The organism is Enterococcus sp. LJL120 (assembly GCF_054871765.1).
In genome coordinates, this window is record NZ_JBTXLV010000001.1 from 504,098 (window position 1) to 529,513 (window position 25,416).

The 25,416-nt window shown below is 38.7% G+C and carries 20 protein-coding genes and 1 tRNA gene; 13 read left to right on the top strand and 8 right to left on the bottom strand.

What is annotated here, in order from left to right:
• Window positions 1–89: 89 nt before the first annotated feature.
• Complete coding sequence (locus ACYSNU_RS02535) at window positions 90–1,034, bottom strand: DUF7916 family protein (protein WP_461735645.1); 945 nt, start codon at window positions 1,032–1,034, stop codon at window positions 90–92.
• 92 nt (window positions 1,035–1,126) lie between these two features.
• Here ACYSNU_RS02535 and ACYSNU_RS02540 point away from each other — a divergent pair.
• Window positions 1,127–1,198, top strand: a tRNA-Arg gene (locus ACYSNU_RS02540).
• A 223-nt stretch (window positions 1,199–1,421) separates the two neighbouring features.
• On the opposite strand, the gene ACYSNU_RS02545 is transcribed toward ACYSNU_RS02540, so the two are convergent.
• Both ACYSNU_RS02545 and ACYSNU_RS02550 read right to left on the bottom strand, forming a co-directional pair.
• On the bottom strand, window positions 1,422–2,717 hold the full coding sequence (locus ACYSNU_RS02545; RefSeq protein ID WP_461735646.1) for an ISL3 family transposase: 1,296 nt from the start codon (window positions 2,715–2,717) through the stop codon (window positions 1,422–1,424).
• A 203-nt stretch (window positions 2,718–2,920) separates the two neighbouring features.
• On the bottom strand, window positions 2,921–4,156 hold the full coding sequence (locus ACYSNU_RS02550; protein ID WP_461735647.1) for an aminopeptidase: 1,236 nt from the start codon (window positions 4,154–4,156) through the stop codon (window positions 2,921–2,923).
• A gap of 238 nt (window positions 4,157–4,394) precedes the next feature.
• On the opposite strand from ACYSNU_RS02550, the gene ACYSNU_RS02555 reads away from it, so the two are divergent.
• The 4 genes from ACYSNU_RS02555 (at window position 4,395) to ACYSNU_RS02570 (ending at window position 11,515) form a co-directional block, all read left to right on the top strand.
• Window positions 4,395–4,964, top strand: a complete 570-nt coding sequence (locus tag ACYSNU_RS02555) for a TetR/AcrR family transcriptional regulator (protein ID WP_461735648.1) — start codon at window positions 4,395–4,397, stop codon at window positions 4,962–4,964.
• 365 nt (window positions 4,965–5,329) lie between these two features.
• A complete protein-coding gene (locus ACYSNU_RS02560; RefSeq protein WP_461735649.1) occupies window positions 5,330–7,804 on the top strand; it encodes a glycoside hydrolase family 95 protein in 2,475 nt (824 codons plus the stop codon).
• Window positions 7,805–8,506: 702 nt separating this feature from the next.
• Window positions 8,507–9,946: a cellulase family glycosylhydrolase gene (locus ACYSNU_RS02565; RefSeq protein WP_461735650.1), complete on the top strand. Its 1,440-nt coding sequence runs from the start codon at window positions 8,507–8,509 to the stop codon at window positions 9,944–9,946.
• A 147-nt stretch (window positions 9,947–10,093) separates the two neighbouring features.
• Window positions 10,094–11,515 (top strand): MFS transporter, encoded by a 1,422-nt coding sequence (locus ACYSNU_RS02570; protein ID WP_461735651.1) that lies wholly within the window; start codon window positions 10,094–10,096, stop codon window positions 11,513–11,515.
• Between the two features lie 169 nt (window positions 11,516–11,684).
• On the opposite strand, the gene ACYSNU_RS02575 is transcribed toward ACYSNU_RS02570, so the two are convergent.
• Window positions 11,685–12,677 (bottom strand): AraC family transcriptional regulator, encoded by a 993-nt coding sequence (locus ACYSNU_RS02575; RefSeq protein WP_461735652.1) that lies wholly within the window; start codon window positions 12,675–12,677, stop codon window positions 11,685–11,687.
• Between the two features lie 142 nt (window positions 12,678–12,819).
• Between ACYSNU_RS02575 and ACYSNU_RS02580 the strand changes: the two genes are divergently transcribed.
• From ACYSNU_RS02580 to ACYSNU_RS02590, 3 genes are read left to right on the top strand one after another with little or no spacing between them, the layout of a single operon-like run.
• A complete protein-coding gene (locus ACYSNU_RS02580; protein ID WP_461735653.1) occupies window positions 12,820–14,103 on the top strand; it encodes an MFS transporter in 1,284 nt (427 codons plus the stop codon).
• A 5-nt stretch (window positions 14,104–14,108) separates the two neighbouring features.
• Window positions 14,109–16,094 (top strand): alpha-L-rhamnosidase-related protein, encoded by a 1,986-nt coding sequence (locus tag ACYSNU_RS02585; protein ID WP_461735757.1) that lies wholly within the window; start codon window positions 14,109–14,111, stop codon window positions 16,092–16,094.
• A gap of 13 nt (window positions 16,095–16,107) precedes the next feature.
• Window positions 16,108–17,448, top strand: a complete 1,341-nt coding sequence (locus tag ACYSNU_RS02590) for an MFS transporter (RefSeq protein ID WP_461735654.1) — start codon at window positions 16,108–16,110, stop codon at window positions 17,446–17,448.
• Between the two features lie 132 nt (window positions 17,449–17,580).
• Here the strand turns inward: ACYSNU_RS02590 and ACYSNU_RS02595 are convergent, their stop codons facing one another.
• From ACYSNU_RS02595 to ACYSNU_RS02610, 4 genes are read right to left on the bottom strand one after another with little or no spacing between them, the layout of a single operon-like run.
• Window positions 17,581–18,210, bottom strand: coding sequence for an ECF transporter S component (locus tag ACYSNU_RS02595; protein WP_461735655.1), 630 nt, complete (start codon window positions 18,208–18,210; stop codon window positions 17,581–17,583).
• Between the two features lie 15 nt (window positions 18,211–18,225).
• Window positions 18,226–18,774, bottom strand: coding sequence for a phosphopantothenoylcysteine decarboxylase (coaC, locus tag ACYSNU_RS02600; protein WP_461735656.1), 549 nt, complete (start codon window positions 18,772–18,774; stop codon window positions 18,226–18,228).
• Window positions 18,771–19,520, bottom strand: coding sequence for a phosphopantothenate--cysteine ligase (gene coaB / locus ACYSNU_RS02605; RefSeq protein WP_461735657.1), 750 nt, complete (start codon window positions 19,518–19,520; stop codon window positions 18,771–18,773). The genes coaC and coaB overlap by 4 nt, the downstream gene beginning before the upstream one ends.
• 1 nt (window position 19,521) lies before the next feature.
• A complete protein-coding gene (locus tag ACYSNU_RS02610) occupies window positions 19,522–20,511 on the bottom strand; it encodes a YhdH/YhfP family quinone oxidoreductase (RefSeq protein ID WP_461735658.1) in 990 nt (329 codons plus the stop codon).
• A gap of 411 nt (window positions 20,512–20,922) precedes the next feature.
• On the opposite strand from ACYSNU_RS02610, the gene ACYSNU_RS02615 reads away from it, so the two are divergent.
• Genes ACYSNU_RS02615 through ACYSNU_RS02635 form a run of 5 tightly spaced genes read left to right on the top strand, consistent with a single transcriptional unit; the run spans window position 20,923 to window position 25,308 of the window.
• A complete protein-coding gene (locus ACYSNU_RS02615; RefSeq protein ID WP_461735659.1) occupies window positions 20,923–21,465 on the top strand; it encodes a helix-turn-helix domain-containing protein in 543 nt (180 codons plus the stop codon).
• 24 nt (window positions 21,466–21,489) lie between these two features.
• Window positions 21,490–22,575, top strand: a complete 1,086-nt coding sequence (locus ACYSNU_RS02620; protein WP_461735758.1) for an ABC transporter ATP-binding protein — start codon at window positions 21,490–21,492, stop codon at window positions 22,573–22,575.
• 11 nt (window positions 22,576–22,586) lie between these two features.
• Window positions 22,587–23,399 carry an ABC transporter permease gene (locus ACYSNU_RS02625; RefSeq protein WP_461735660.1) on the top strand — a complete coding sequence of 271 codons (813 nt, stop codon included), beginning with the start codon at window positions 22,587–22,589 and terminating at the stop codon, window positions 23,397–23,399.
• Window positions 23,396–24,235 (top strand): ABC transporter permease, encoded by an 840-nt coding sequence (locus ACYSNU_RS02630; RefSeq protein WP_265455288.1) that lies wholly within the window; start codon window positions 23,396–23,398, stop codon window positions 24,233–24,235. Before ACYSNU_RS02625 ends, ACYSNU_RS02630 begins: the two co-directional genes overlap by 4 nt.
• A complete protein-coding gene (locus tag ACYSNU_RS02635) occupies window positions 24,235–25,308 on the top strand; it encodes an ABC transporter substrate-binding protein (RefSeq protein WP_461735661.1) in 1,074 nt (357 codons plus the stop codon). The genes ACYSNU_RS02630 and ACYSNU_RS02635 overlap by 1 nt, the downstream gene beginning before the upstream one ends.
• Window positions 25,309–25,416 lie beyond the last annotated feature (108 nt).

Sequence of the window (25,416 nt, forward strand, 5' to 3'; positions counted from 1 at the left end):
GCAAGACTGTTCAAATTTTTTTGGTCCTTGTAATTATGATAGCAACTGAAGAGTCAGATTAAAAGTTTTTTGCCTATTCTTAAAGAATTTTAACGATTTACTGAACGGCCGATACGATTAATTGTATGGCGCAATCCGCGGATAGCAATTGACATTTCGTAAATATTTTCTGGTAAAGTCATTCCGCCAAAACCGGCATCCCCGATGTGTTGGATATCGACGCCACAAGTTTTATTAACAATCGCCATCTGACGAATGGTTTCCGGACGGGCACTTTCTTGACTAGTTCCGATTGCTGTCATCGTTAACAAGTCATAGCTTTTCGCAATTTCAACAGCTTCAATTAAATGTTTTTCTGTGAAACCTTGAATTGTTCCGACAGCCGGCAGTAATAAAATATCTGCGCCAGCTTTTGCGTAAGCTTCAACAGCTTCGGGTGTCACAACAGGTTCACTTGAGCCGGCCGAATGCATTTTACCAGCAATAATTAAGCCGCTGAAATGTTGTTTAGCAACTTTAACAGCATCCGCAATCGCTGCATTGGTCACACCAGTTCCAGGATTTCCAGTAAAACAAATGAAATCAACGCCCATTTCCTCAGCTTTTTGGATTGTTTCTGGTGAGCTAGTTCGACCAGAGCTAATTGAAATTCGTTCGCTTAGCATATGATCTGAAAAAGCAATTGGTTCAAGATTGATTCCAATTGGTCGACCCGTTAATTTTTTCAAAGTAGGAATCGGATTTTCAACTTCCGCATCTGGATTCATCAATTGTGCAAAAGAACCTTCAACAGTAGTGCCAGGCATCCCAAAAACAATCGGACGGAAACAATCAAAGGCGTTTAGCAAAATTAAATCGGCTCCATAGGCACTAACCACTTCTGCATTAGTAATATCGCCAGCTGCCGGTGAAGCCAAGACAACATTTTCTACCGCAATTGTCCGGCCTTCACTAGCTTTAATTGATTGTTTCAACTCAGCTGCTGTCATGTTAGCGATTTCGCTAGAAAATGCGCTAATTAATCTTTTTACCATTTTAAAACCTCCAAAATTTTAATTACTATATCATTATAACCTTAAAAGCGTTTGACATAAACATTTTGCAAAGATAAAATAGTAAAGTATTTGTCCCCTTAGTTAAATGGATATAACAAGTCCCTCCTAAGGATTAGTTGCTGGTTCGATTCCGGCAGGGGACGTAGAAATTAGCCTTTAAACGTTGATTTAAAGGCTTTTTGTGTACAAAATGTGCCAAATATTTTATACGATAAAGTGATTGAGCTTTTTTCAGCTTTTTAATGGAGATTGCTTTAAAAGAGCCAAAAGTTCTAGAAAAAATGGCTCTTTGTCAATAAGGACTGATGAGTTCGATTAAAATGAATCCAAAGTAGGGAGCAGACTCTTTCTACTTTGGATTTTTTGTTATTTTACTTTAATCAACTGATTCATCATAAAGATTCCTATTTTCATATTCTCAAATGATTTAAATCCATAAGATACACGTTTCAGTGTTTTAATATGCGTATTCTTTGCCTCGATTTTACCATTAGAATAGAGATAAATCATGGCGTTACGAATGCCTTCCTCATAGTTAAGAAGGTTTTGAAGTTTTAGCCTGAATTCTTGATCCAATGTTTCAGGCAGCCCTTTTAATAAAGTGAAAAACAATTCATGGTCCTTGCCTCGAAAGGCATCTTGTAGTTCATGAAAAGCTTCATAAGCTTCTTTAAGAGACGGTGAACAGGAAAGTAATCGGTCAATCATCATTGCCTCTGTGAGATAAGGATACCGAGGCAAACGAAAACTACGCCAAGATTTATATTCAAAATGATTAATTGTCTGTCTATCTTTTGTAAGATCGCGCCGGTTTGTTTTTAACTTTTGTGCTTCAGCTTTATGACCTGTATCAATTAGTTTTTTCATTGATTGAATACGAAAATCTTGGAATGTTTGATTCATATGTTTGACGATATGGAAACGATCAATGACTAATTTTGCATTTGGAAAAACCTTTTTTGTGAGCTGGAAGTAAGCTGCATTCATGTCCGTCACTAAATAGTTTACTTCTTCTGGATTGACACATTTTTCAAAATTAGAAGTTAGCTGTGGCAACTTGCGTGTGGATAAAATATCCACTAACTTGCCATCTGTGCCATCGGCACAAATGAAACTCATTTTGTCTTCAGTCGAGGTGTGGGAACGAAATTCATCCACCATGAGAACTTGCGGAAGGAGCCTTTTTGAATGATTAGGTAAGTAGCATTTCAGCTCTTTTAAGATACGAATAACAGTTGATAAAGAGACGTGACAAAACTTAGCGATAAAGGTTAAGGAAACCTCCTCAGCCAATAGAGCGATAATTTTATACTTTACATGATTCGCTATGGAATGCCTCGGCGCCACCAGATAGCTTTGTGCGGTCCAGTGACTATGGCAATTTTTGCATGTATAGCGTTGCTTTTTCAAACGCATGACCATAGGAAGATGATTGAATTCATCAAAACGAATCCTTGTCTTCTTCTTGCCATTTTTAACGATAATCATATTACCTTCACCATCTGTCACAGAAGAGCCACAATTTTTACAAGCATGAGGTGGAGGAGAAAGCGTCGCTTCGATCACTATGTGTTGTTTGTCCTTTAATGTTTCGTAAGAAATATCTGTAATCTCTAAATGTTTATCTGTAATCCGAAGCATTTTTTTGATAGAATTATTCATAGAGCATATCGTCCTCTCAGTTAATTATTTGTCGTGATTTAATCATACTAGAGAACGATATGTTTTTTAATACCTAAAAATAAAAATGGGGCTGAGGAATCAATTTTGATTCATCAGTCCCATAAATTATAGAGCCGAAAAAAATGCACTGTGGATTTTATCCGACAGCGCATTTTCTTTTTTAAGCAATCGAAAGCGTTTATTTACGCCCAATCACCATTTCTGAAAACAGGTACGCGGGTGCCATCGGCTTTGATGCCGTCGATGTTCATCTGCGAGGAGCCAATCATGAAGTCGACGTGGGTGTGGCTGCGGTTTAAACCGGCAGCAATTAATTCTTCTTCGGACATTTCGGTGCCGCCTTCGATGCTAAAGGCATAGGCTGAACCTAAGGCTAAATGATTTGAAGCATTTTCATCGAATAGAGTATTGTAAAAAGTAATACCAGATTGGGAAATTGGTGAAGGGTCAGGCACTAAAGCGACTTCGCCTAAATGTTTGGCGCCTTCGTCAATTGCCAATAATTTTGCTAAAACTTCTTGGCCTTGTTCGGCTGAAAAATCAACAACTTTGCCATCTTTAAAGGTAAATTTCATACCTAAAAGGGTAGTGCCAGCATAACTTAATGGCTTAGTGCTGGAAACAACGCCATCAACGCGATTTGCATCAGGAGCGGTAAAGACTTCTTCAGTTGGCATATTGGCCATAAATTTTTCGCCGCGGGCATTGAAACTGCCGGCGCCTTCCCAAAGATGATTTTTTGGCAAGCCAACAATCAAATCAGTCCCCGGAGCAGTATAATGCAGCGCAGTAAATTGTTCTTTATTTAATTCAGCAGCTTTTGAGGCTAATTTGGCATCGTGATCCTTCCAAGCTTGAACAGGATCTGCTTGGTCGATGCGGGTCGTTTTAAAAATTTCTGACCACAAGGCTTCAACTTGTTCTTTAGGTGAGTCTAAATCTGGAAAGACTTTTGCTGCCCATTCTTTACCGGCAGCCGCCACAACGGTCCAGCTGACTTTATTGGCTTGGGTTGCTTTTCTGAGGTTCGCCATGGCTTTTCCGGCGGCTGCTTGGTAAGTAGCCACACGGTCAGCGTCGACACCGGCCAATGAATCAGGGTTTGCTGAAACAATGCTGATGCGGCTAGCACCTTTGGCCACCCAATCATCTGAGCGGTCAACGACATATTGTGGAATATTTTCCAGACGTTCACTGTCAGCATTGGCTAAAAATTCTTTTTGGATAAAATCATCGTTCCATTGGACAATGACTTCAGCGGCTCCTAATTTGTAGGCATGTTCGGTAATCAAACGGACTAATGGTGCTTGGTCGACACTGGCTTGCACCACAATTGTATGTCCTTTTTCAACGTTTACACCGACTTCGGTAATCAGCTGAGCATATTTTTTTAATTCTGCTTGAAATTCACTTGACATCAGGATATCCCCCTTATTTTTAATTACATGAAATATGATAGCATTTGCAAATCCTAAAAACAATTATTACCACTGGAAACATTTGTTTTGATAACTTATTGAAGGTTTAATTAAATTACATGGTCATAATTGAAAGCTTATCTAAAAAGAGTTTTGCACTTTAAATAAAACGTGGTAAAATGTAAATATAACAGAGATTGAAAACGTTGTTACCGACGCCAGACAGGGAGGAATCATCATGGCCCGCAAGAAAACAATAACAAAAGAACAAATTTTAAAAGCTGCATACGAAGTTGTCGCAACCGAAGGATTCTCACGTTTTACCGCCAGGAATATTGCTGCTAAGATGGGTTGTTCGACCCAACCAATCTATTTGGAATTTAAAAATATGAACGACCTGAAGGAAGCATTATTGGACCAGCTTTATGCTTATTTGGCGGATGAAGTTTTTATGGTGGAACATACTCGTCAGCCGCTGATTGATTTAGCGCTGAATTACATCCATTTTGCTGAACGGGAAAAACAACTTTACCGGGCGCTTTACTTGGAGGAATCAGGTTTTGGCAATAAAATGCAGGCATTTTCTAATAGTCTTTTTGCTGAGTTGGCTTCAAAGGATCCCAGCTATGAAAATCTTTCTCCAGAGCAGATTCAGTCTCTAAATATGGGCTGTTGGGTGGTTGCTACCGGAATTGCCTCATTGATGTCTTCGGCGATTATCAAACCGACTGATGAGCAGATTATCAGCCTCATGCAACTGACAATTGATAATATCTTAAAAGATGATGTGCGGATTGATTTGGATTAGGTGTAGTTTGAAATAATTTTTGACTTTATTTTGGGATGTAATTTGTCTTTTAAATGGATGGATTTCGACCAAAATAAGATACTGTCATTATGGACACAACTCCAAACGAAGAATAGTTTCTTTATCAATTATCTTTTAAACAGATGAGATGTATCAACAGTACTGAATGACAAATATTTGTTATTTCAGTGCTGTTTTTTTAATAATCCCAGTCTATCTGGAAACTTGAAAATAACCAATCCAATCGCTTTTAGGAAGTGATTGTCACAAGAAATCATATTTTTGGTGAATGATTTGTAAATACCTGAGTTATTCAGAATTTATTATTGACTCTAAGCAGAAGTCTATTCTTAAGGAGTTTGCCTATGAAAACAAAACTGGAAATGCAACGCCAGCCTTTAAATCCCCTGACTTTGTGGTACACCGAACCTGCCTCCAAAGGTAAGACAATCTTATCCCCTGGAGCTTTTAATACGACTGAAGAAGACAATTTGTGGCAGCAATTTACTTTGCCAATCGGCAACAGCAGCATGGGTGCTAATATCTATGGAGAGATTAGCCAAGAGCGGCTGACCTTCAATCAGAAAACTCTTTGGAATGGTGGTCCCAGTACGAGGCGTCCTAATTATAATGGCGGCAATAAGCCCATTGCTGAAAATGGGCTAAAAATGTCAGCTGTATATCAAAAAGTTATTGAGTTGTATCAAGCAAATCAAAATGAGCAAGCAGCTGAGCTAGCGCAACAATTGGTTGGTGAGGCAAACGGTTATGGCGCTTATCAGTCGTGGGGAAATATTTACGTTGATTTTCTGCTAGATGAATCGCAGGTGGAAAATTATCTTCGCTCATTGGATTTAACCAAAGGGCTAGCAACGGTTTCTTTTGATTATCAAGGCGGGACTTTTTCAAGAGAATATTTGGCTAGTTACCCTGATAACGTCATTGCTTTTCAGTACACAGCTAAAAACGGAAAAATGAATTTTGATATACGCTTTCCGATTCATAATGAGGAAAAGATTCTAAAGAAAAACTTAGGTAAGGAAGTTTCAACTAGCGTTTTTGGAAACAACATAACTGTCAGCGGAAGTCTGCAGGATAATCAACTGCTGTTAAACAGCCAATTGCAAATTGGTGAGACTGATGGAAAAGTTTTTGTAAAAGACGGAGAAACACTAGCTGTCAGAGAGGCAACTTTCGTGACGATTTTTGTCACAGCTAGTACAGATTACCAAAATATCTATCCCGACTATCGAACCGGAGAAACTAGCCAACAACTTAACGAACGGGTTGCAAAGATTTTAACAGCGGCGGTCAAAAAAGGGTATCAAAAAATTAAAGCAGACCACTTGAAGGATTATCAGCAGTTATTTGAACGGGTTCAGTTAAAGCTGGGGCAGACAACTGCTCCTTTACCGACAGATCAGCTGCTAAAAAATTATAATGAAGGTCTTGCTACGGATGCTGAAGCAAGACAGCTGGAAGTGTTACTTTATCAATATGGTCGTTATCTAGCCATCGCCTCTTCTAGAAAGGGCGACTTGCCGGCGAATTTGCAGGGAGTGTGGCAAAATCGGGTGGGGGATGCTGAACGTGTGCCGTGGGGCGCTGATTTTCATATGAATGTCAATTTGCAGATGAACTATTGGTCAACCTACAACGGAAATTTAGTCGAAACAGCTTATCCGTTGATTGATTATTTAAATTCTTTGGTGGCGCCGGGCAAAGTTTCAGCAGAAATTTATTTTGGCGTTACCAGTGGCTTTACTGCCCACACCCAAAATACGCCTTATGGTTTTACAGCTCCCGGCTGGTCCTTTGATTGGGGTTGGTCACCGGCAGCAGTGCCGTGGATTTTGCAAAATGTCTGGGAGTATTACGAATATACTTTGGATGATGACTTTTTGAGAGAGCAGATTTATCCGTTATTGAGGGAATCTGTGGCTTTGTACGATCAGTTGTTAATCAAAGATTCAAAAACTGGTCGCTTAGAAACCGCGCCGACATTTTCACCAGAGCATGGGCCGATTACAGCAGGAAATACTTACGAACAATCGCTAATCTGGCAGCTTTATCAAGCAATCATCACTGGAGCAAAAGTACTTGGTCAAGACACGGAAAAAATTAGTGGCTGGCAAAAAACGCAAGCACAGCTAAGACCAATTGAAATCGGTCAAGATGGACAAATTAAGGAATGGTACAACGAAACAACTTTGGGAAGTCTTGGCGAAAAAAATCACCGCCATCTTTCACATTTATTAGGATTATTTCCGGGGAATTTAATTTCGATAGAGACACCAGAATTGTTGGAAGCAGCGATTATTTCACTAAATGATCGAGGGGATGAAAGCACCGGCTGGGGTATGGGTCAGCTAATTAACGCTTGGGCTCGAGTCGGAGATGGTAATCGGGGACACCAGCTGATTCAAAAATTATTTAAAGATGGGCTCTATCCAAATTTATGGGATGCGCATCCTCCCTTTCAAATTGATGGCAACTTTGGGTATACCGCTGGTGTGACAGAAATGCTGATGCAAAGCAATTTAGGCTTTATTCAATTGTTACCGGCATTGCCGGATATTTGGTCGGATGGTTTCGTAAAAGGGTTACTGGCTCGGGGAAATGTTGAAATCTGTTTGACTTGGCAGGAAAAAGTTTTGATTGAGACAACTGTCAAACCAAATATCAAGCAAGTGGTGAAGCTTCGCTATCCTAATTTAGCCAATGCCAAGGTTTACGATGATAAAAATCAGCAGCTTTCTTTTCAAAGGATTAATCAGGATACAATTTCTTTTGAAGGGGCAGCGGAGCATAAGTATCGAGTAGTATTAAAGCAAAAGTAACTTTTCAGTATTGACTTTAAAAGCATGAGGTGGTTGTTTTGTATTTCGTTGGCATTTATTGGGAATGCCATAGTGTAGCTGATTTGAAGCTACTAGTTTAAGCTAACCCTTCAGATGAGTTTCAAAAGTTTTTGATAATACTGAAATTTTACTCAACATTTAGAGGCTCCCTTCTTATGACGATAACTGAATCGTGATAAGAAGGGATTCTTTTTAAGTTAAATTCCAATATCAACTTTTAAAACCTTATTATTTGCTCTTAAGTAAAGATAAATTTACCAAACTCAAACAAAACTTCAGAGTGAATTTACTGAAGCTAGTAGCAGCTTAAAAAAATAGCTCACAAAATTCCGAGAGCTTTTTAAAAAACCAGAAATATCTTTGGCTACTACAAAAATAATAATTAACTGAATATTACCATCGGTATCAAATACTTTGAAATAAAAAATGGAATCCGTTAGAGAAAATCTAATACTTTTTTATCAAGATAGTTATTGATTATGTTATTTATTTTTTCTGTTTCAAAGGGGAGGAAATAAATAACATTCTTCGTTTTAGCAAAAAATCCGCAATTAATCATGTAATTATTTGGGGAAATATGCTAAAATTTTTGTATAGTATTTTTTTAATAAAGTTATTTATTTATCGAAAAATTGAAAGCGTTATCTGTTGAACTATTTTTTTGAAAGAAAGAGGGACACTATGGAAAAAATTAAAATCAAAGGCCAGAAATTTCTAACTGAGAGTGGAAAAGAAGTTATTTTTAATGGCTTAAATCTAGTTGAAAAAAATCGTGAGTTGGGACACATCACGCCTGGCGGTGAAGCATTATTCCAACAATTAGGAAATAATGGGATTAATTTAATTCGTTTGGGTCTGTTTTGGAAAGCAGTTGAGCCAAAGCCGAATGAATTTGATTTAGTCTATTTAGAAAAGCTAAAAGAGCAGGTGCGTTGGGCTAAGAATGCTGGTATTTATGTCTTTATTGATATGCATCAAGATCTGTATAGTGAAAAATTTGGCGACGGTGCGCCGCTGTGGGCCACGTTGGATGATGGCCTTCCCCATGTGGCTGGCCAATTATGGAGTGACACGTATCAACTGAGTGAAGGCTTGAATCGGGCCATCGATCATTTTTGGGAAAATGCGCCAGCCGCTGACGGCATCGGCCTGCAGGATCACTATACTGAAATGTGGAAATTTGTTGCCAACTTCTTTAAGGATGAAGAAAATGTCATCGGATTTGATTTGATGAATGAGCCTTATCCTGGTTCTTCAGGAACGCAGGTGCGGGACCAGCTGATTGGCTTGTTTATGCATCGTTTCCAATTATCGCCGGAGGAATTGATGGCCAAATGGCTGGATGATGCTGCTAAACAGGAATTATTGGGCACTTTGGCTGACTTAGATATTTACAAACAAGCATTGGGTTTATTGACACCAATTGTGCAGGAGTTTGAAAAAAATATTTTACAACCCTTTTTTGATAAATTGGAGACGGCTTTGCTGCCACTGATTGATGGCAAATTAATTTTCTTAGAAACTAGCTTCTTTAATAATATCGGCATTCCCAGTGCTTTAACCTTTAAAGACAATCAGCAGGAGGTTTTTGCACCCCATGCCTATGATTTAGTTTTCGACACTACGCATTTTGAAAATTATAGTACCGAGCGCATTGAAAATACTTTGATGGTTCACCGTGAAGTCCAAAAAGAACAAAATGTTCCTGTGGTTTTAGGAGAGTGGGGGGCATATTTCCAAGATCCGGAAACTCAACGTATCAGTCAAATTCATATCGAATACTTTGAAAACTATCTCTGGGGCCATACTTATTGGAGTTATTATCATGGGTATTTTGAAAGTCCAACGGCGGCCGTCTTAAACCGGCCGTATCCACAAATGGTTGCTGGTGTAATTGAGCGTTATCACTACGATTATCAAAACCAAAAATTCACTCTGCGCTATCAAGCGAAAGCGGGGGAAAGTGTTATTTACCTGCCAGATTTAAGCAAAGTTAATTTAGAATTATTTACAGAAATGGGCTTAACTGCTGAGTTACACGCTCATGACAACAGCGCTGGTGGTAGCTTAATGATTACGGCTTCAGAGGATGAATTAGTTGAACTAGAACTAAATTTATAAGCGTTGAAATAAGAGTTTTTAAAGCAAAATTTATTTAAAAGGGCACAGTGAAAAGCTTTGCCCTTTTAAGTAAAGCCTTCATTATGTTAGCTTTCTTCAAAACTCTTTTTTGTGTCTGCCGCCAAATGTCACATGGAGGAAATGAGCATGAAGTCAAAACTTAATCTCCTACAAATTTTAAAGGAATCTTTTGCGTTTAAAAGCAGCGGACTTTCCTTTTGGAAAAAATTTCAACTCTCCTTACCGGCGCCGATTTTATCTGTCAGTCAAGTTATTATTCATCAAGTTTTTATCAAATACTACACGGATGTAATCGGTCTAAGTGCTGCGTGGGTGGGCTGGGTTTATGTGCTTTATAATATTTGGAATGCCGTCAACGATCCGCTAATTGGTTCGTGGTTGGATCATAAACCATATAATCCAAAGCGGGGCAAATATGCATATATCATGAAGGTGACTGTGCCTTTTATGATGCTGGCGACCTTTTTTATGGCTTTAAGCAGTCCATCATGGAGTCAATGGACCATTTTTATCGTCTTTAGCATTGAACTATTCTTTTTCGACACTGCTTCGACGGCTTATGGGATTGCTTATACTTCCTATACGCAACTAGCCGCCCCATCAAAAGAAGAGCGCTTGGACATCGGAACAATCGGAAATTATTTGACCTATGCGTTATCTTTTATGGCGACCATGATTCCAACATTATTACTAATTGGTGATGGCAATCGGGCTTTATTTATTCCAATATTAATGGGTGTCTTAGTTGTGCAGACAATTATTTTTGTTTTAGCGCTGCGGGGTTTAAAGGATACTCCTGAGATGTATGCCAATCTCCATCATGACAAAAGTAGTGTGAAAAAAACGGTGGCGGAAGCTTGGAAAATTATTAAGACGCGACCGTTTTTGACAACGGTGCTTTACGGTGTGATTGCGATGAGTGCCTTTCGTTATTATTCAACGGCCTATTTGTATTATATGGATTCGGTTATTCAGGCGACAGGTTCTCAGGCGACCATTATTAACTTCGTCACCCATCTGGTTGCGTTGGGAATTATGCCCGTCAGTAATTATTCAGTCAAAAACCTCGGCACACGAATCAATGTTTTCATCGGTATGTTGCCGGCGACTTTGGGGTATTTAGGTCTGACCTTTGCGTCGGAATTGTGGCAGGTATCAATTGCCTTTGGTTTAGTGGTTATTTGCACGATTCACTTTGCCACATCAACGGCCATTATGAATAGTTTGATTATCGATGAAGATGAGTGGCGCACCGGCATCAGAAAAACGGGCTTGTTTAATGGGATGTTTACTTTGTTCGGCACAGCCCTCAGCAGTGTGTTTATGATTATGTATACAAATGTCATGGCAGCCACCGGTTACGACGGCACTTTAGCCGTTCAATCAGCAGAAGCAGTTCGCGGCCTGCGCTTTGCCACCGGAATACTGCCATTGATTTGTATTTGGCTGGGCATCATTCCGATGATTTTATATCCCTTTAATCGCAAAAGAGAACAAGAAATTTCGGCTGAAAGCCGCCGCATGCGGGGGCTGGATACTAGTGATTAACAAGTTTGATTTGAAAAAATCAGATAGTTGCTTTTGATTTAGTTAGGAGAGAGTAGCTTATTGTGCTGCTCTAAAGGAGAAATCTATTATTTCTTTGTTAAATAAAATAGAAAAAAGTTGGACAAGCAATTGCTAAAAATTGCTTGTCTTTTTTGCTTGTTTTTTACTACTAAGATTTAACTTCAATTGTATTTTTTTTAAAGTGATGATGCTGAAATTCTTTTGGCGTGATGCCCATCTTGTTTTTAAATAATTTGAAAAGAGAGGGGATACTTTTATAACCAAGTTTTTCAGAGATCTCGCTAATTGTTAAGTCGCCCTCAGACAATAATTTTTGAGCTACGGCTAATCTTTTCGTGTCTAGTAATTCCTGAAAACTACTACCAGTTTTTTCCTTAATTAAATTACTTAAATAGTTTTTATTATAACCAAATTTTTTAGATAAATCCGTTAACGAGGTGTCAGTATAATGTTCATTTAGATAATTTAAAATCTGGTAAAGTTGATTTTTTTTTGCAGGAAAAAGTTTGTTTATGTAAACACTTTCTGCTTCAGTCAGTTCCATCAAAAAAGAAGCAAGCAAGAAATTTAGAGTTCCAAGATTCGGATTTTTAGCAATCAAATATTTTTCAATTAGGATCTCTAAAATTTTTTTTGCAATGGGCAGATCATTTAAATCGAAAACCATAAAACTATTATGGGTGCTGTTTTGTTGGCTGGCTTCGATAAAGAACAAACTAATCAAACTATCTCGCATTCCCAAGTTATCCAGAACGTCATTCGTTAAAGTAGCTGAATTCAATAGAATATTTACAATCAAATCTTCCTCACCAACAGTGTCAATCTGCTGAATTATATTTTTGTCCATCAAAATTACCTGTCCAGATGCTAATGAGACCTCCTCGCCATTTACAATTTGGCGACAAGTACCTTGGTAGACATAATTAAACTCTACAAAGCTATGGGTATGTGCGGGAGTATAGGAATAGCGATGATGTTTATTGATAAAAATATTACTTTTTTTAAAAAAGTCCTCATTGGGAATCTCTGGAACAATCGAATGAGAATAATCTAGATTCATCTCATTGATATTTTTCCCGGTTTGTCTTTGTAAGATTTCAACCGCATCTTCTTTTTCTAATAACAGCTTCAATTCTTCCATCTCTTTATCTCCATTGAAGTATTTCAATTAGGTTTAATTCGGAAACCTGTAGATTTGATACTATTTTACTAAACTTTTGAAATTGTCGCAAATTATGAAAACGGTTAATATAAGGTCAACAAAGAAAGAAGGGGTTTACGAAATGGAAAACTCAACAAAACTTTATAAAAAATATGCACCACTATCAACTGCTGCTGGGATAGGTTCCATGCTGGGATCAGGAGTTATTGTTGGCTTATCTGCCACAATTCCCGTTTGGCAAAGAGGTCTTGATTTGTCAGCTGGCCAGGTTGGTATTATTTCTGGAGTCTTAACTTTTGCTATTGCCTTTGGTTCGTTATTTGCTGGTAAAATTTCTAAAATGTTTGGTTTATTCAAATCATTTAATTGGTTAAATCTTTTTTACGCCATTGGTGCAGGCTGTTGTGTCTTTTCGAACAGTTTTGTTATGTTACTTATCGGAGTAACGGTGATGGGGATTGCATCAGGAGCCGATTTGCCGATTAGTTTAACAGTTGTTTCCCATGATGCGCCAAATGAACAAGTTTCTGCACGGTTAGTTTCTTCAACCCAGATTTTCTGGCAGGTTGGGATTTTTATTTCATATATTTGTTCATTTTTATTATCTGGAATTGAAGGCGTTTTAGGAGCTCGGATTGTTTTTGCAATATTGACAGTTTTTTCTCTCATCACTTGGATTTGGCGGACAACTTCCAAAAAATTCAAAGCTTTCCATGAAGAAGGTATCCTGCGCCAAGCTAAAAATGTGACTAAAGACAGTCCGAAACAATCTGTCAAAGAAGTTCTATTCAGTAAAAGCAATCGCTATCTTGGATTTTTCCTTGCTATCTTAACATTTTATGTATGTTGGAATTTATTAGCTAATACTTGGGGACAATTTCAAACATACGCTTTAACAAATGCTGGGGCAACTCAGACACAGGCGACTGGCTTAGGAATTTTACTAAATGTCATTTCTTTAATTACGACAATTATTTTTGCCTCAGTCTCTGGCGGCAAGTATCGAAATAAAGCCTTCTTTATCGGAGCAGCGGTTCAATTTTTAGCGATGTTGGGAATGGCTTTAATTGGCGGGAGCGCTGGATTTATCGCCTTAGCAATTACGATTGCCTTTTATAATTTTGGCAATCCAATGGCTGGTGAAGCTATTTATAAAGTTTGGACACAAGAATCTTTTCCAACTGAAACAAGAGCGTCATTACAAGGTTTTATTAATGGCTTTTCACGAATTTGCTGTGGGTTATTTGCCTTTATTATCCCCTATCTAGTAGCACCAGAAAATATTCAATATTCAATGTTTGGCTTTGCGGCTATTGTGTTAATAGCAGCCATAGCGGGTGGAATTATGATGGTTTTACAACGCAAAAATAAAATAGCGACAACACATTTAGCGGAAGAATTGTAGAGGTGATAATAATGGAAAAAACACAGGTGAGATGGTTATGGTATCCAGGAGATTTTGAAATACGACAAGGATTATTGCAAAACTTTTCGAGGGAGGAACGCGGCTTTGATTGGCCTGCTTACTGGTATCAAGAGGATTGTCATAGAAATGTGAAATTTAAAAGATATTATGACTTGAAGGAAAGTACTGAATTTATTGTCCACGGGATTGGGATTGGTTATGTTGAAATTAATGGGGAAAAATTTCCTTTAGAAACAAAACTTATTTGTCCTGCGGGAAAGAATAAAATCCGGATATTTATCGGTAATCTCAATGAATTGCCGACGATTTATATAGAAGGGGAAGTTGTAAAGAGTGATGCAGGCTGGCAGGCTAGCAATTTTATCCAAGAATTGCCAGCTGGTTGGAGCGAAATGTTTCACTCGAAAAACCAAAATCCAAATGAGATTGTATATACGGAAATGGAATGTGACTGGCAAGAAAAGACAGAGGTTAAGGGTGGCACCCTCTTTGATTTTGGTCGAGCAGTCTTTGGAACTCATCGTTTCACTAAATTGGTAAGTAAAACACCAGTTACTATCTGCTATGGAGAGTCTGAAGCAGAAGCTTTGGATGTTGACATGTGTTATTACAAAGAAAATAATGCAATTGAAACAACAGTGCCAAGAAAAAGAGCTTTTCGCTATCTATTTATTCCTGAAGTTGTCCCAGAAAATGTCGATATTATAGCTTACCACCAATACTTACCTATTATTAAAAAAGCACAATTTACTTCTAATAGCTCTTTAGTCAATAAAATTTGGCAAGTGTCTGAAGAGACATTTAAATTCTGTAGCGATTTATTTTTTATTGATGGTATTAAGCGAGACCGTTGGATTTGGTCTGGTGATGCTTATCAATCTTATTTAATCAATCAATATTTATTTTTTGATGAGGATATCAATAAACGGACGATGCTGGCATTAAGAGGACAAAATGAAATAAAGCAACATATGAACACTATTGTTGATTATTCTATTTTGTGGCTGATTGGAATTGAAAATCATTATATGATGACCGGTGATGCAGAATTTTTGTCACAAGTCTATGAGAAAATGTTAACTATGATGAATTACCTTGAAAAGCAGACGAACGAATTGGGCTTTATTTATGGGCGAGAAAAAGATTGGATTTTCATTGATTGGTCTGAAATGGATAAAGAAGGGACGCTTGCGGCTGAACAAGTTCTGCTGTTAAAAGCTTATCAATCAATGGCTCATTGCGGCGCTGTTTTAGGAAAAAAAGTTAGCCACTATGAAGAAGCCTTTGATAAGCTGAAAAAAAATCTGATGGAATATTTCTGGGATGCCGAGCTGGGCTCATTTATAGATTCTTATGAATCTGGAAACCGTCATGTGACTCGTCACGCAAATATCTTTGCAGTATTGTTTGATTTTCTTACCGAAAAAGAAGAAGCCAGTGTACTAAATAATGTTTTATTAAATGATGATATCACACAGATTACAACGCCCTATTTTAAATTTTTTGAGCAGGATGCGCTATGTAAATTGGGAGAAACTAAAACCGTTTTTGCTATTATTCAAGAGTATTGGGGAGGCATGCTGAAAAGAGGAGCTGTTACTTTTTGGGAAGAATTTAATCCTAATGAGCTTGGGGATGATGCATATGCGATGTATGGGGATCCATTTGGTAAAAGCTTGTGCCACGCATGGGGGGCGAGTCCGATTTACTTGCTTGGACGCCATTTTGCAGGACTAAAACCAACTAGCCCAGGTTATGAATCTTTTGAAATAGCACCTAATTTGACCGAGTTTGATGAGGTTTCTTTCACGTTACCTGTAAAGAATGGCCAAGTGACAATTGAGAAAAAAGGTGATGAGATTGTCATCTTTGCTACACGAGATGGCGGGACTGTAGTGTTTAATCAACAAAACTATACTTTAACTCAGAACGAACCTTTAAAATTGTTGCAAGCCCAAGTCGTATTATAAAGGAGCTGATAGCATGACATTGAAAGAAAAAGCTGGTTTTGCCCTAGTAAATTTAGGAAATATACCAGTTATGACGCTACTCAATACTTATTTGCTAATCTTTTATACAGATGTTGTCGGGATTAGCCCGGCAACAGTTGCGACTTTATTTTTAGTTTCTAGGTTGATGGATGGCTTAACCGATCCAATTATGGGTTTTCTAATTGACCGTTTTCCTAAGACTAAGTTTGGCAAATACCGACCTATTTTAATTCTGGGTACAATAATCTGTTGTATAAATTACTTATTAGTGTGGTTTGCACCACTTTTAATCCCACAAGCAAAAGTTTTAGTAATCGCTGTTTCTTATTTATTGCTGGGGGTCACCTTTGATATGATGGATATTCCCTTAAATAGTCTTATTCCTGTTCTTGCCAAAGAAGACAATCAAAGAAACGTTTTATCTTCGATTAAGGGAGTCTCGTATACAGTTGGACCTACGTTGTTAAATATTATAGCACCGCTAACAATTGCTGGTTTTGCAAGTAAATTGCAAGGGTATATTGTTTTGATTACTGGCACCGTCATCACCGTTTTGTTCTTTACAATTGTAGGAGCGATGAGTGTCAAAGAGAAATCAGATTTTGACAGCGCCAAAGATGGAGAGAAACAAGAAGGAAAAACAAAATATAGTTTTTCTGATATGGTAAAAATTATTAAAATTCCGTCAGTCTTTACTTTGTTTTTGTCAATGCTACTTGTAACAGCAGCGAACAATATATTTAGTGGTTCTATCTTGTATTATGTCACCTATATTTTAGGTGACGAGCGAGTTTTTAGTTTAGCTAGCTTGATAGGCATGTTAGGCGCAGTAATTGCTGGGAGTTTGGTTCCCCAATTAGCTAAAAAATATGGGAAACAAAAAGTTTACACCATAGCTTTACTTATGAATGGCCTGATTTTACTGGCTGTAATTGTGTTAAATCACAATTTGTTGATGTTTTATCTGATGTACTTAGTTGTTCAGTTTGGTTTAGGTTTAATCAACACTATTCAATATAGTATATCCGCTGAAAATGTTGATTTAATTCATCAAGAGTTAGGCATTCAGACAGCCGGACTCATTGCTTCCTTAAATTCATTAATTATGAAGTTTGCAATGGCCGTTGGCGGAGCAGTTCCCGGCTTTATTCTGAGTAGTTTTGGTTATGTTGCGAATCAAAATCAAACAGCTAGAAGCAATTTAGGAATCGTCATTGCTACATTTATGATACCTTTTGTTCTATATATATTGACGGCAGTAGTTTTTGTAGTTGGTATGCGGAAAGCGAAACAGAAAACTTTGTTGGTAAAAAAAGAAATACTCACAAATTAGAAAAGACTGTAGATAAAAATCCTGTAATGGAAGTTCTAGAATGAATTTATATTACAGGATTTTTTTTAATTTGAAAGAAATGTTTTATCTGTTTCTTTACCACTGAAGTTTGGTCTATCTACTCCCCACAACCTAAAACTCAGGATTCCGCACTACTCTAAACAAAACAGCGGTCACAGCGGCTGTTGCAATTCCGGCAACAATTGCTTCAGGAATTCCATTGGCAAAAATTACGCCGAGGATGACACCATATAAAGCAGTACCGGCTTCACCCATCAATTCTGAATAAGGCTGTTGGAAAAGAAAATAAATGAAGTTCATAACTAAAATCGTATTGACCAAGGAGCCGGCAACGCCCGCAATTCCTAAAGTTAGCGGCTGTTTTTTTCCCTTTAAGCGCTTATTAAGAGCTTTAAAGACAAAATAGGGTACAACGCCAATCAAAATGCGGGGCAAAATCGAAACGATTAGTGAGAGCAAGCTGCCGTGTTCACTCCCGTATAAAGGAATGAAGGGCGTAAAGGCAAAGGATAATGGATTTGGAATCACAGTGTTACGGATAATACTGGTAATACCAAAGACACCACCGAGAGCGCCGCCGATTTTTGGCCCTAGAATAATCGACCCGATAATAACCGGAATGTGCATTGTCGTCGCATTCATAAAGCCCAGATTAATATAGCCTAGCGGTGTCACCGCCAATAAAATCATGATGGCTAAAAACATCGCTGTTAAAACAAATTTTTGTGTGTCGCGTTTCATTTTTTAATCCTTCCCCTAAACCGGTGTGCCCAAATTTTTTAACACTTGGTCAACGATGTCTTTTGTAGTTGCCAAGGCGCCCCGGCCAAAATCACCGCAGGCTAAGAGGGCTTCTCGTGGATCAATTTCTTGATAGCCGTCCGTTTTTAAGGTGGTTAAGTTCCGCTGCATGGCAGGATTTTGATACATATATGTATTCATAGCAGGTGCAATTAATTTCGGTACTTCTGACTTGATAGCTAGGGCCGTTGTTGAAAGCAAATCATCAGCGATTCCGTTCGCTAATTTACCAATAATATTTGCTGATGCCGGCGCAATTAAAAATAAGTCGGCCCGTTTTGCGAGCTCGATATGATTAATTAAAGCCGGATCTGGTTCCACCATCACATCCGTATGCACCCGGCGATGAGAGAGGGACTGAATGGTTAAAGGCGTAATAAATTCTTGGGCACTCTTGGTCATCATCACATCCACTTGAAAACCAAGTTTGGTTAATTCATTGGTGATTTCGGCAGCTTTAAAGGCGCTGATGCTGCCGGAAACTCCTAAAAGAACTGTTTTCATTTTGCCTGCCTCGTTTCTAAAATTTTCGCCATCAATAAGTCGGCAATTTCTGGTTTGGTAAAAGCTTCTGTCACGCTGCCATCTTTTGCCAAGAGGTAGCCGTGGTGTTGATCGCCGGAAATTTCCGTCAAATCATTGGCTAAAATAAAGTCTGCATGATTTTTCTTTAAAGAGGCTGCAGCCACCGCCAGTAATTCTGCTGGCGGTACTGCAACTAATAATTTAAAGCCGATTAAAATTGTTTCAGGTTGAATCCTTTTTATTTCAGCAATAACCTTCGGCGTTTTTTGTAACGTTAAAATTAACCGCTGGGTATCAGAAGAAATTTTAGTTTCTGTTGACGGTGTCTGACTCAAGCTATCAAAGAATTGTTCCAGACCAGTTGTTGTCAGCTCAGGTTTTTCTGTTAACATTTTTTCGATTAAGGCGGCCTGGGAAAAGGCCGCTTCGCCGGTAAAATCACTGACTGCCATACTGTGAATGACTGCATCATAGTGATTTTTGGTCATTAAATCTGTCAGCATTTTCAGTAAATCCGCCGTGTCGGAAATCCAAAAGGTTTCCAAGCGGGGATTTTTTTGTGCCTGTAAAGCCGTTGGCGTAGTGATATAATCCACTTGCCAATCGGTTTTGGCCAAAATTTGAGTGACAATCGTTTGTCCTAAGCGGCCGGTTGACTGATTGGTAATAGAACGGACTTGATCAATCGGCTCGGTGGTGCCGCCGCCGGTGATTAAGATTCTCATGTTAGTCCACCGCGATTTTGACAACACTGCGGCCTTCATGGGTACCGCCTAAAAGTGCTTCAAAAGTAGCAGGTAGTTCATCAAAGGCAAGTTCATTGACTTTCAAAACATCGGCTACATTTAAATCAGTTGCCAGCCGTTGCCAAATCTGTTGCCGTTTTGCCATTGGCGTATTAACAGAGTCAATACCTAAAAGTTTTACACCTCGTAAAATAAAAGGCAGCACAGTTGTATCTAACTTGATGCCGCTAGCATTACCGCATAAAGCCATCGCTCCGTCATATTGAATTTGCGGAATTAAGGCGCTGGCCAAAGCGCCACCGACTGTGTCAATCACGAAATCAAAATTTTGTTTGTTCAAAGCTTTTGGTTTTTCAGGAATTAGGCTGTCTGGTGTGACAATTTCAGTTGCCCCTAAGTCAGTTAACCAATTTTTTGCAGAGTCTTTGCGGGAAACAGCAATCACATGCTCAAAGCCTAATTTTTTTAACATGGCAATCGCAATACTGCCGACACCACCACTAGCCCCAGTAATTAAAATGCGGCTGTCTTTTTTCGCACCAGCTTCTTCAATTCCTTGAACTGCTAAAGCTGCGGTGAAGCCGGCTGTCCCAAATTTCATGGCATCTTTTAAAGTCAAGCCTTCAGGTAAAGGCACGACCCACTCGCCGGGAACCTTTTGAATTTGACTGTAACCACCGGGATGGCTGACACCAAAGCCGTAGCTAGTAACAATAATTTCTTGGCCCATTTTGAAGTCGGGGTCTTGGCTATCTAAAACAACGCCGCTGGCATCAATTCCCGGTACCATCGGGTATTGACGGATGACGCCGCCTTTTTCAATGCTGGCTAAGGCATCTTTGTAATTTACGCCAGAATATTCAACTTTAAAGGTGACATCGCCGGCTGGCAAATTTTCAGTTGACAACGTTTCTTTTTCTAGAGTAAAAACTGGTTCATCTTTGACCGTTAAAGCTTCGTAGTGTTTCATTTCAAAAACTCCTTTTATTTTTAAATTATTGGCGACTGTTACATCAGTCAATCTAATTTCAACTAGCCAAAGGTTTCCATTAAAGCTGCAAAATAAAAAAATTATGCTGGTAATCAGCTGAAATGCTGCTTTAAAAAGTAAATTATTTGCTCAGTTTAACTAGAAGAGCCTAAATAACAGCCTGTGGATATTTTGTTTAATTGTAACATAATTTTGCAGGCTTCTTCCTTGTTTTAGCTTAGTTTCTCTAAATATTTAGAATTTCAATTTTGCAGTAAATAAACTAAACACTTCAAAAAAAGTTTAACAAAGCCCTTGTTTTTTTAGCAAAAATTCGTATACTGTTATAGGGACTAAAAGTAAACTGAAAGTTTAGTATTAGAAAACTTTTTTGGTTTTTGGAGGAAAAAAATGCAGATTGGCGAAAAAATTCGCAATTTACGGGTCCAAAAAAATTTAACGCTAGAGGAACTTGGTGAGCGAACAGATCTCACCAAGGGCTATATTTCTCAATTAGAACGGGACTTAAGCTCGCCTTCGATGGAAACTTTTTTTTCGATTTTAGAAGTGCTAGGGGTCACGCCGGAGGAATTTTTTAAAGAGGAAACGGCGGGGCGCAAAGTCCATTATAAAAAAGAAGAGGCCACGAAATACCTCGATGAAGAAAACGGCTATGAGCTGGAATGGCCGATTCCCGACTCCAACGAAAAGGAAATGGAGCCGGTCTTGGTGACTTTTCAAGAAAGCGGCGAGTATAAACAATTTCCGCCATCACTTTCTGAGAGTTTTATCTATGTCTTGCAGGGGTCGATTGAACTGCGGCTAGGAGAAACTCGTTATTTCGCTAAAAAAGGTGAGTCGCTGTATTACGAGGCGACTGAAGGCCATCAAGTTTTAAATCACAGCCGCAGTAAAAGTCGTATTTTAATTGTGGCGACGGAATCATATTTATAAGAAAAAATAAATTTAGGGGGCGCAATCGTGGGGACAATTATTACCTTTAACGAGATTGTTAAGAGTTACGAGGATGAAAAAGTTTTAAAAAATATCAATTTTGAAATTGAAGAAGGCAAATTTTACACGCTGCTGGGACCTTCCGGCTGCGGCAAGACCACGATTTTGCGAATTATCGCCGGCTTTACTGAAGCGACTAGTGGCGATGTTTTTTTTGAAGGCCAGCGAATCAATGATATCCCGGCCAATAAGCGACCGGTGAACACGGTCTTTCAAGATTACGCTTTGTTTCCCCATATGAATGTGTTTGAAAATGTCGCTTTTGGTTTAAAAATAAAAAAATTATCCAAAAGCCAAATTACCCAAAAGGTCAATGACGCTTTGAAAATGGTGCAGCTGGCGGGCTATGAAAATCGTGAAATCTCTGAAATGTCAGGCGGACAACGACAGCGGGTGGCGATTGCCCGGGCGATTGTCAACGAACCGAAAGTTTTATTATTAGATGAGCCTTTGTCTGCTTTAGATTTAAAATTGCGGACAGACATGCAGTACGAATTGCGGGAATTACAACAGCGCTTAGGCATCACCTTTATTTTTGTGACCCATGACCAAGAAGAAGCTTTGGCGATGAGTGATGAAATTTTTGTTATGAACAAAGGTGAAATTGTGCAAAGCGGAACACCGGTGGATATTTATGATGAGCCGATTAATCACTTTGTCGCCGATTTCGTTGGTGAAAGTAATATTGTCAATGGCACGATGATTGAGGATTATTTAGTGGAATTTGTCGGTAAACGCTTTGAATGTGTCGATGGCGGTATGCGGAAAAACGAACCGGTGGAGATTGTGATTCGGCCTGAGGATTTATCTTTAACAACGCCGGAGATGGGCAAACTGATGGTGGAAGTCGATACCCAATTATTCCGAGGCGTCCATTATGAAATTATTTGTTATGACGAGCAGGGCAATGAGTGGATGGTTCATTCAACGAGAAAAGCCAAAGAGGGTAGTAAAATCGGTCTTTCCTTTGAGCCAGAAGACATCCATGTGATGCGCTTTAATGAATCCGAAGAAGACTTTGATGCCCGCTTAGAAAGCTATGAAGAGTAGGAGGCAGCAAGATGACTAGTATGAAACGTTTTTATTCGATTCCCTATTATATCTGGCTACTGTTTTTTGTAATTGCCCCGGTACTATTGATTGTCTACCAATCTTTTTTTGATACCAATGGCGCCTTTACTCTAGAAAATTATCAGCGTTATTTTACTTCTTCAACTTATTTATTGATGACATTGAATTCAATTTGGTACGCTTTTTTAATTACCTTATTCACTTTATTGGTTAGTTATCCGATGGCATACTTTTTAACAAAATTAAAACATCGCCAGCTGTGGTTGATGCTAGTTATTTTACCGACGTGGGTCAATTTATTATTGAAGGCTTATGCTTTTATTGGTATTTTCAGTTTGCATGGTTCGGTCAATAATTTTTTGAGCGTGTTTGGCATTGGACCAGAGCAGATTTTATTTACAGATTTTAGCTTTCTATTTGTAGCAGCTTATATTGAGCTGCCCTTTATGATTATGCCGATTTTTAATGCGTTAGAAGAAATTAATCCAAGCTTAATTGCTGCCAGTCGTGACTTAGGGGCAAATGGAGTTGAAACCTTCCGGCGGGTAATTTTCCCCTTATCTTTAAATGGAGTGAAAAGTGGTGTTCAAGCGGTCTTTATCCCGTCGCTTTCCTTATTCATGTTGACCCGTTTAATCGGTGGCAATCGAGTGATTACTTTAGGTACGGCAATTGAGGAACATTTTTTAGTAACGCAAAACTGGGGCATGGGGAGTACCATCGGCGTGATTTTAATTCTTGCCATGTTTGGTGTAATGGCCCTCACCGGTGAAAAGAAAAAACGAGGAGGCGAGTTTAAATGAAAAAGAAATTTCGTTGGTCCAATTTGTATATCGCCATCGTTTTTCTCGTGTTATATGCGCCGATTTTTTATCTGATTTTTTATTCCTTTAATGACGGCGGCAGTATGAATGGCTTCACTGGTTTTACTTGGGACAATTATGCGGCGGTTTTTGCTGATACGCGTTTGTTAATCATTGTGCTGGAAACCTTTATGCTGGCCTTTTTATCCGCTTTAATTGCGACCGCTATCGGAACGTTTGGCGCAATGGGGATTTATTACACAAAAAAACGACGCCAAAGAAACACCTTGTTGAGCTTTAATAATATTTTACTGGTTTCTCCAGATGTTATTATCGGCGCTAGTTTTTTGATTTTTTTCACTTTTATCGGCACGCTTTTCAGTGGCTTTAGCCTAGGTTTTTTAAGCGTTCTGCTGTCACATATTGCCTTCAGTATTCCAATTGTTGTGCTGATGGTTCTACCGAAATTGCAGGAAATGAATGACTCGATGATTGATGCCGCCCGCGATTTAGGAGCGAATAATTTTCAAGTCGTCAAAAATATTATTCTGCCCTTTTTAACACCGGGCATTATCGCTGGCTATTTTATGGCCTTCACGTATTCTTTAGACGATTTTGCGGTAACTTTCTTTGTGACCGGTAACGGCTTTACCACCCTTTCTGTGGAAATTTATTCCCGGGCTCGCCAAGGTATTAGCCTAGAAATTAACGCCTTGAGTACCTTGGTCTTTATTTTCTCAATGATTTTAGTCTTAGGCTATTATTTTATCAGTAAGGACAATACCTCGAAAAAAGTTCGTCGTAATCGGCGACAACAGGAGGTGACTGATTTCTAATGAGAAAATTATATTCTTTAGTCATTGGAATTATTGCGGTGATTGCTGTTTTACTTTTAGGCATTAATCAGCTGCAGCGCTCCAGCGGGATGGCCGGCGCCGATGTGGTGACAATTTATAACTGGGGAGATTATATCGACCCTGAGCTGTTGACTAAATTTGAAGAGGAATACGGCTATCAAGTCAATTATGAAACCTTTGATTCAAACGAAGCGATGATGACCAAAATTCAACAAGGGGGCACCGGCTATGACATCGCCATCCCTAGTGAATATATGATTCAACGAATGATGAGCGAAGAGCTGTTGACAAAATTGGACCTGAGTAAAATCGTCGGCTTGGAAAATATCGCTCCCCGCTTTTTAGACCAAAGCTTTGATCCTGGCAATAATTATTCGATTCCTTATTTCTGGGGAACACTGGGGATTATTTACAATGATAAAATGGTTAACGCAGAAGATATTCAGCACTGGGACGACTTATGGAATCCCGCTTTAAAAAATAATGTTATGCTGATTGACGGTGCCAGAGAAGTGATGGGGCTTGGTTTGAATAGTTTAGGCTACTCTTTAAATAGTAAAGAGATGAGTCAGCTAAATGAAGCCGCTGCTAAATTAAACACCTTGACCGGCAACGTCAAAGCGATTGTCGCCGATGAAATTAAAATGTATATGATCAATGAAGAGAGCGCTGTTGCGGTAACTTTTTCTGGAGAAGCCGCTGAAATGCTTTCTGAGAATGAACATCTGCACTATGTCATTCCCGAAGAAGGCTCAAATCTTTGGTTCGATAATATCGTGATTCCTAAAACAGTTCGCAACGAGCAAGGCGCCTATGATTTTATCAATTTTATGTTAGAACCAGAAAATGCTGCTCAAAATGCCGAATACATCGGCTATGCGACCCCAAACTCGGTAGCAGAAGCGATACTACCAACAGAAATTTCCGGTGATAAGCAATTTTATCCAGATGATGGTACCTTGTCCCATCTCGAAGTTTATGAAGATTTAGGCTCAGAGTATTTGGAAATTTACAATGATTTATTTTTGGAATTTAAGATGTATCGCAATTAATGGCGAAAAAAATTGGAGAGGTCCACAACCAGCACAGCTTCTAGCATGGTGTTGGTTGTGGACCTTTTTTTACTGCGGTTAATCTACAAAAAAATAACCGCAAAAGAG

Bases quoted from the DNA above. Each gene is read 5' to 3' on its own strand.
- ACYSNU_RS02535 (WP_461735645.1), bottom strand. From the start codon at position 1,034: ATGGTAAAAAGATTAATTAGCGCATTTTCTAGCGAAATCGCTAACATG.
- ACYSNU_RS02545 (WP_461735646.1), bottom strand. From the start codon at position 2,717: ATGAATAATTCTATCAAAAAAATGCTTCGGATTACAGATAAACATTTA.
- ACYSNU_RS02550 (WP_461735647.1), bottom strand. From the start codon at position 4,156: ATGTCAAGTGAATTTCAAGCAGAATTAAAAAAATATGCTCAGCTGATT.
- ACYSNU_RS02555 (WP_461735648.1), top strand. From the start codon at position 4,395: ATGGCCCGCAAGAAAACAATAACAAAAGAACAAATTTTAAAAGCTGCA.
- ACYSNU_RS02560 (WP_461735649.1), top strand. From the start codon at position 5,330: ATGAAAACAAAACTGGAAATGCAACGCCAGCCTTTAAATCCCCTGACT.
- ACYSNU_RS02565 (WP_461735650.1), top strand. From the start codon at position 8,507: ATGGAAAAAATTAAAATCAAAGGCCAGAAATTTCTAACTGAGAGTGGA.
- ACYSNU_RS02570 (WP_461735651.1), top strand. From the start codon at position 10,094: ATGAAGTCAAAACTTAATCTCCTACAAATTTTAAAGGAATCTTTTGCG.
- ACYSNU_RS02575 (WP_461735652.1), bottom strand. From the start codon at position 12,677: ATGGAAGAATTGAAGCTGTTATTAGAAAAAGAAGATGCGGTTGAAATC.
- ACYSNU_RS02580 (WP_461735653.1), top strand. From the start codon at position 12,820: ATGGAAAACTCAACAAAACTTTATAAAAAATATGCACCACTATCAACT.
- ACYSNU_RS02590 (WP_461735654.1), top strand. From the start codon at position 16,108: ATGACATTGAAAGAAAAAGCTGGTTTTGCCCTAGTAAATTTAGGAAAT.
- ACYSNU_RS02595 (WP_461735655.1), bottom strand. From the start codon at position 18,210: ATGAAACGCGACACACAAAAATTTGTTTTAACAGCGATGTTTTTAGCC.
- coaC (WP_461735656.1), bottom strand. From the start codon at position 18,774: ATGAAAACAGTTCTTTTAGGAGTTTCCGGCAGCATCAGCGCCTTTAAA.
- coaB (WP_461735657.1), bottom strand. From the start codon at position 19,520: ATGAGAATCTTAATCACCGGCGGCGGCACCACCGAGCCGATTGATCAA.
- ACYSNU_RS02610 (WP_461735658.1), bottom strand. From the start codon at position 20,511: ATGAAACACTACGAAGCTTTAACGGTCAAAGATGAACCAGTTTTTACT.
- ACYSNU_RS02615 (WP_461735659.1), top strand. From the start codon at position 20,923: ATGCAGATTGGCGAAAAAATTCGCAATTTACGGGTCCAAAAAAATTTA.
- ACYSNU_RS02625 (WP_461735660.1), top strand. From the start codon at position 22,587: ATGACTAGTATGAAACGTTTTTATTCGATTCCCTATTATATCTGGCTA.
- ACYSNU_RS02630 (WP_265455288.1), top strand. From the start codon at position 23,396: ATGAAAAAGAAATTTCGTTGGTCCAATTTGTATATCGCCATCGTTTTT.
- ACYSNU_RS02635 (WP_461735661.1), top strand. From the start codon at position 24,235: ATGAGAAAATTATATTCTTTAGTCATTGGAATTATTGCGGTGATTGCT.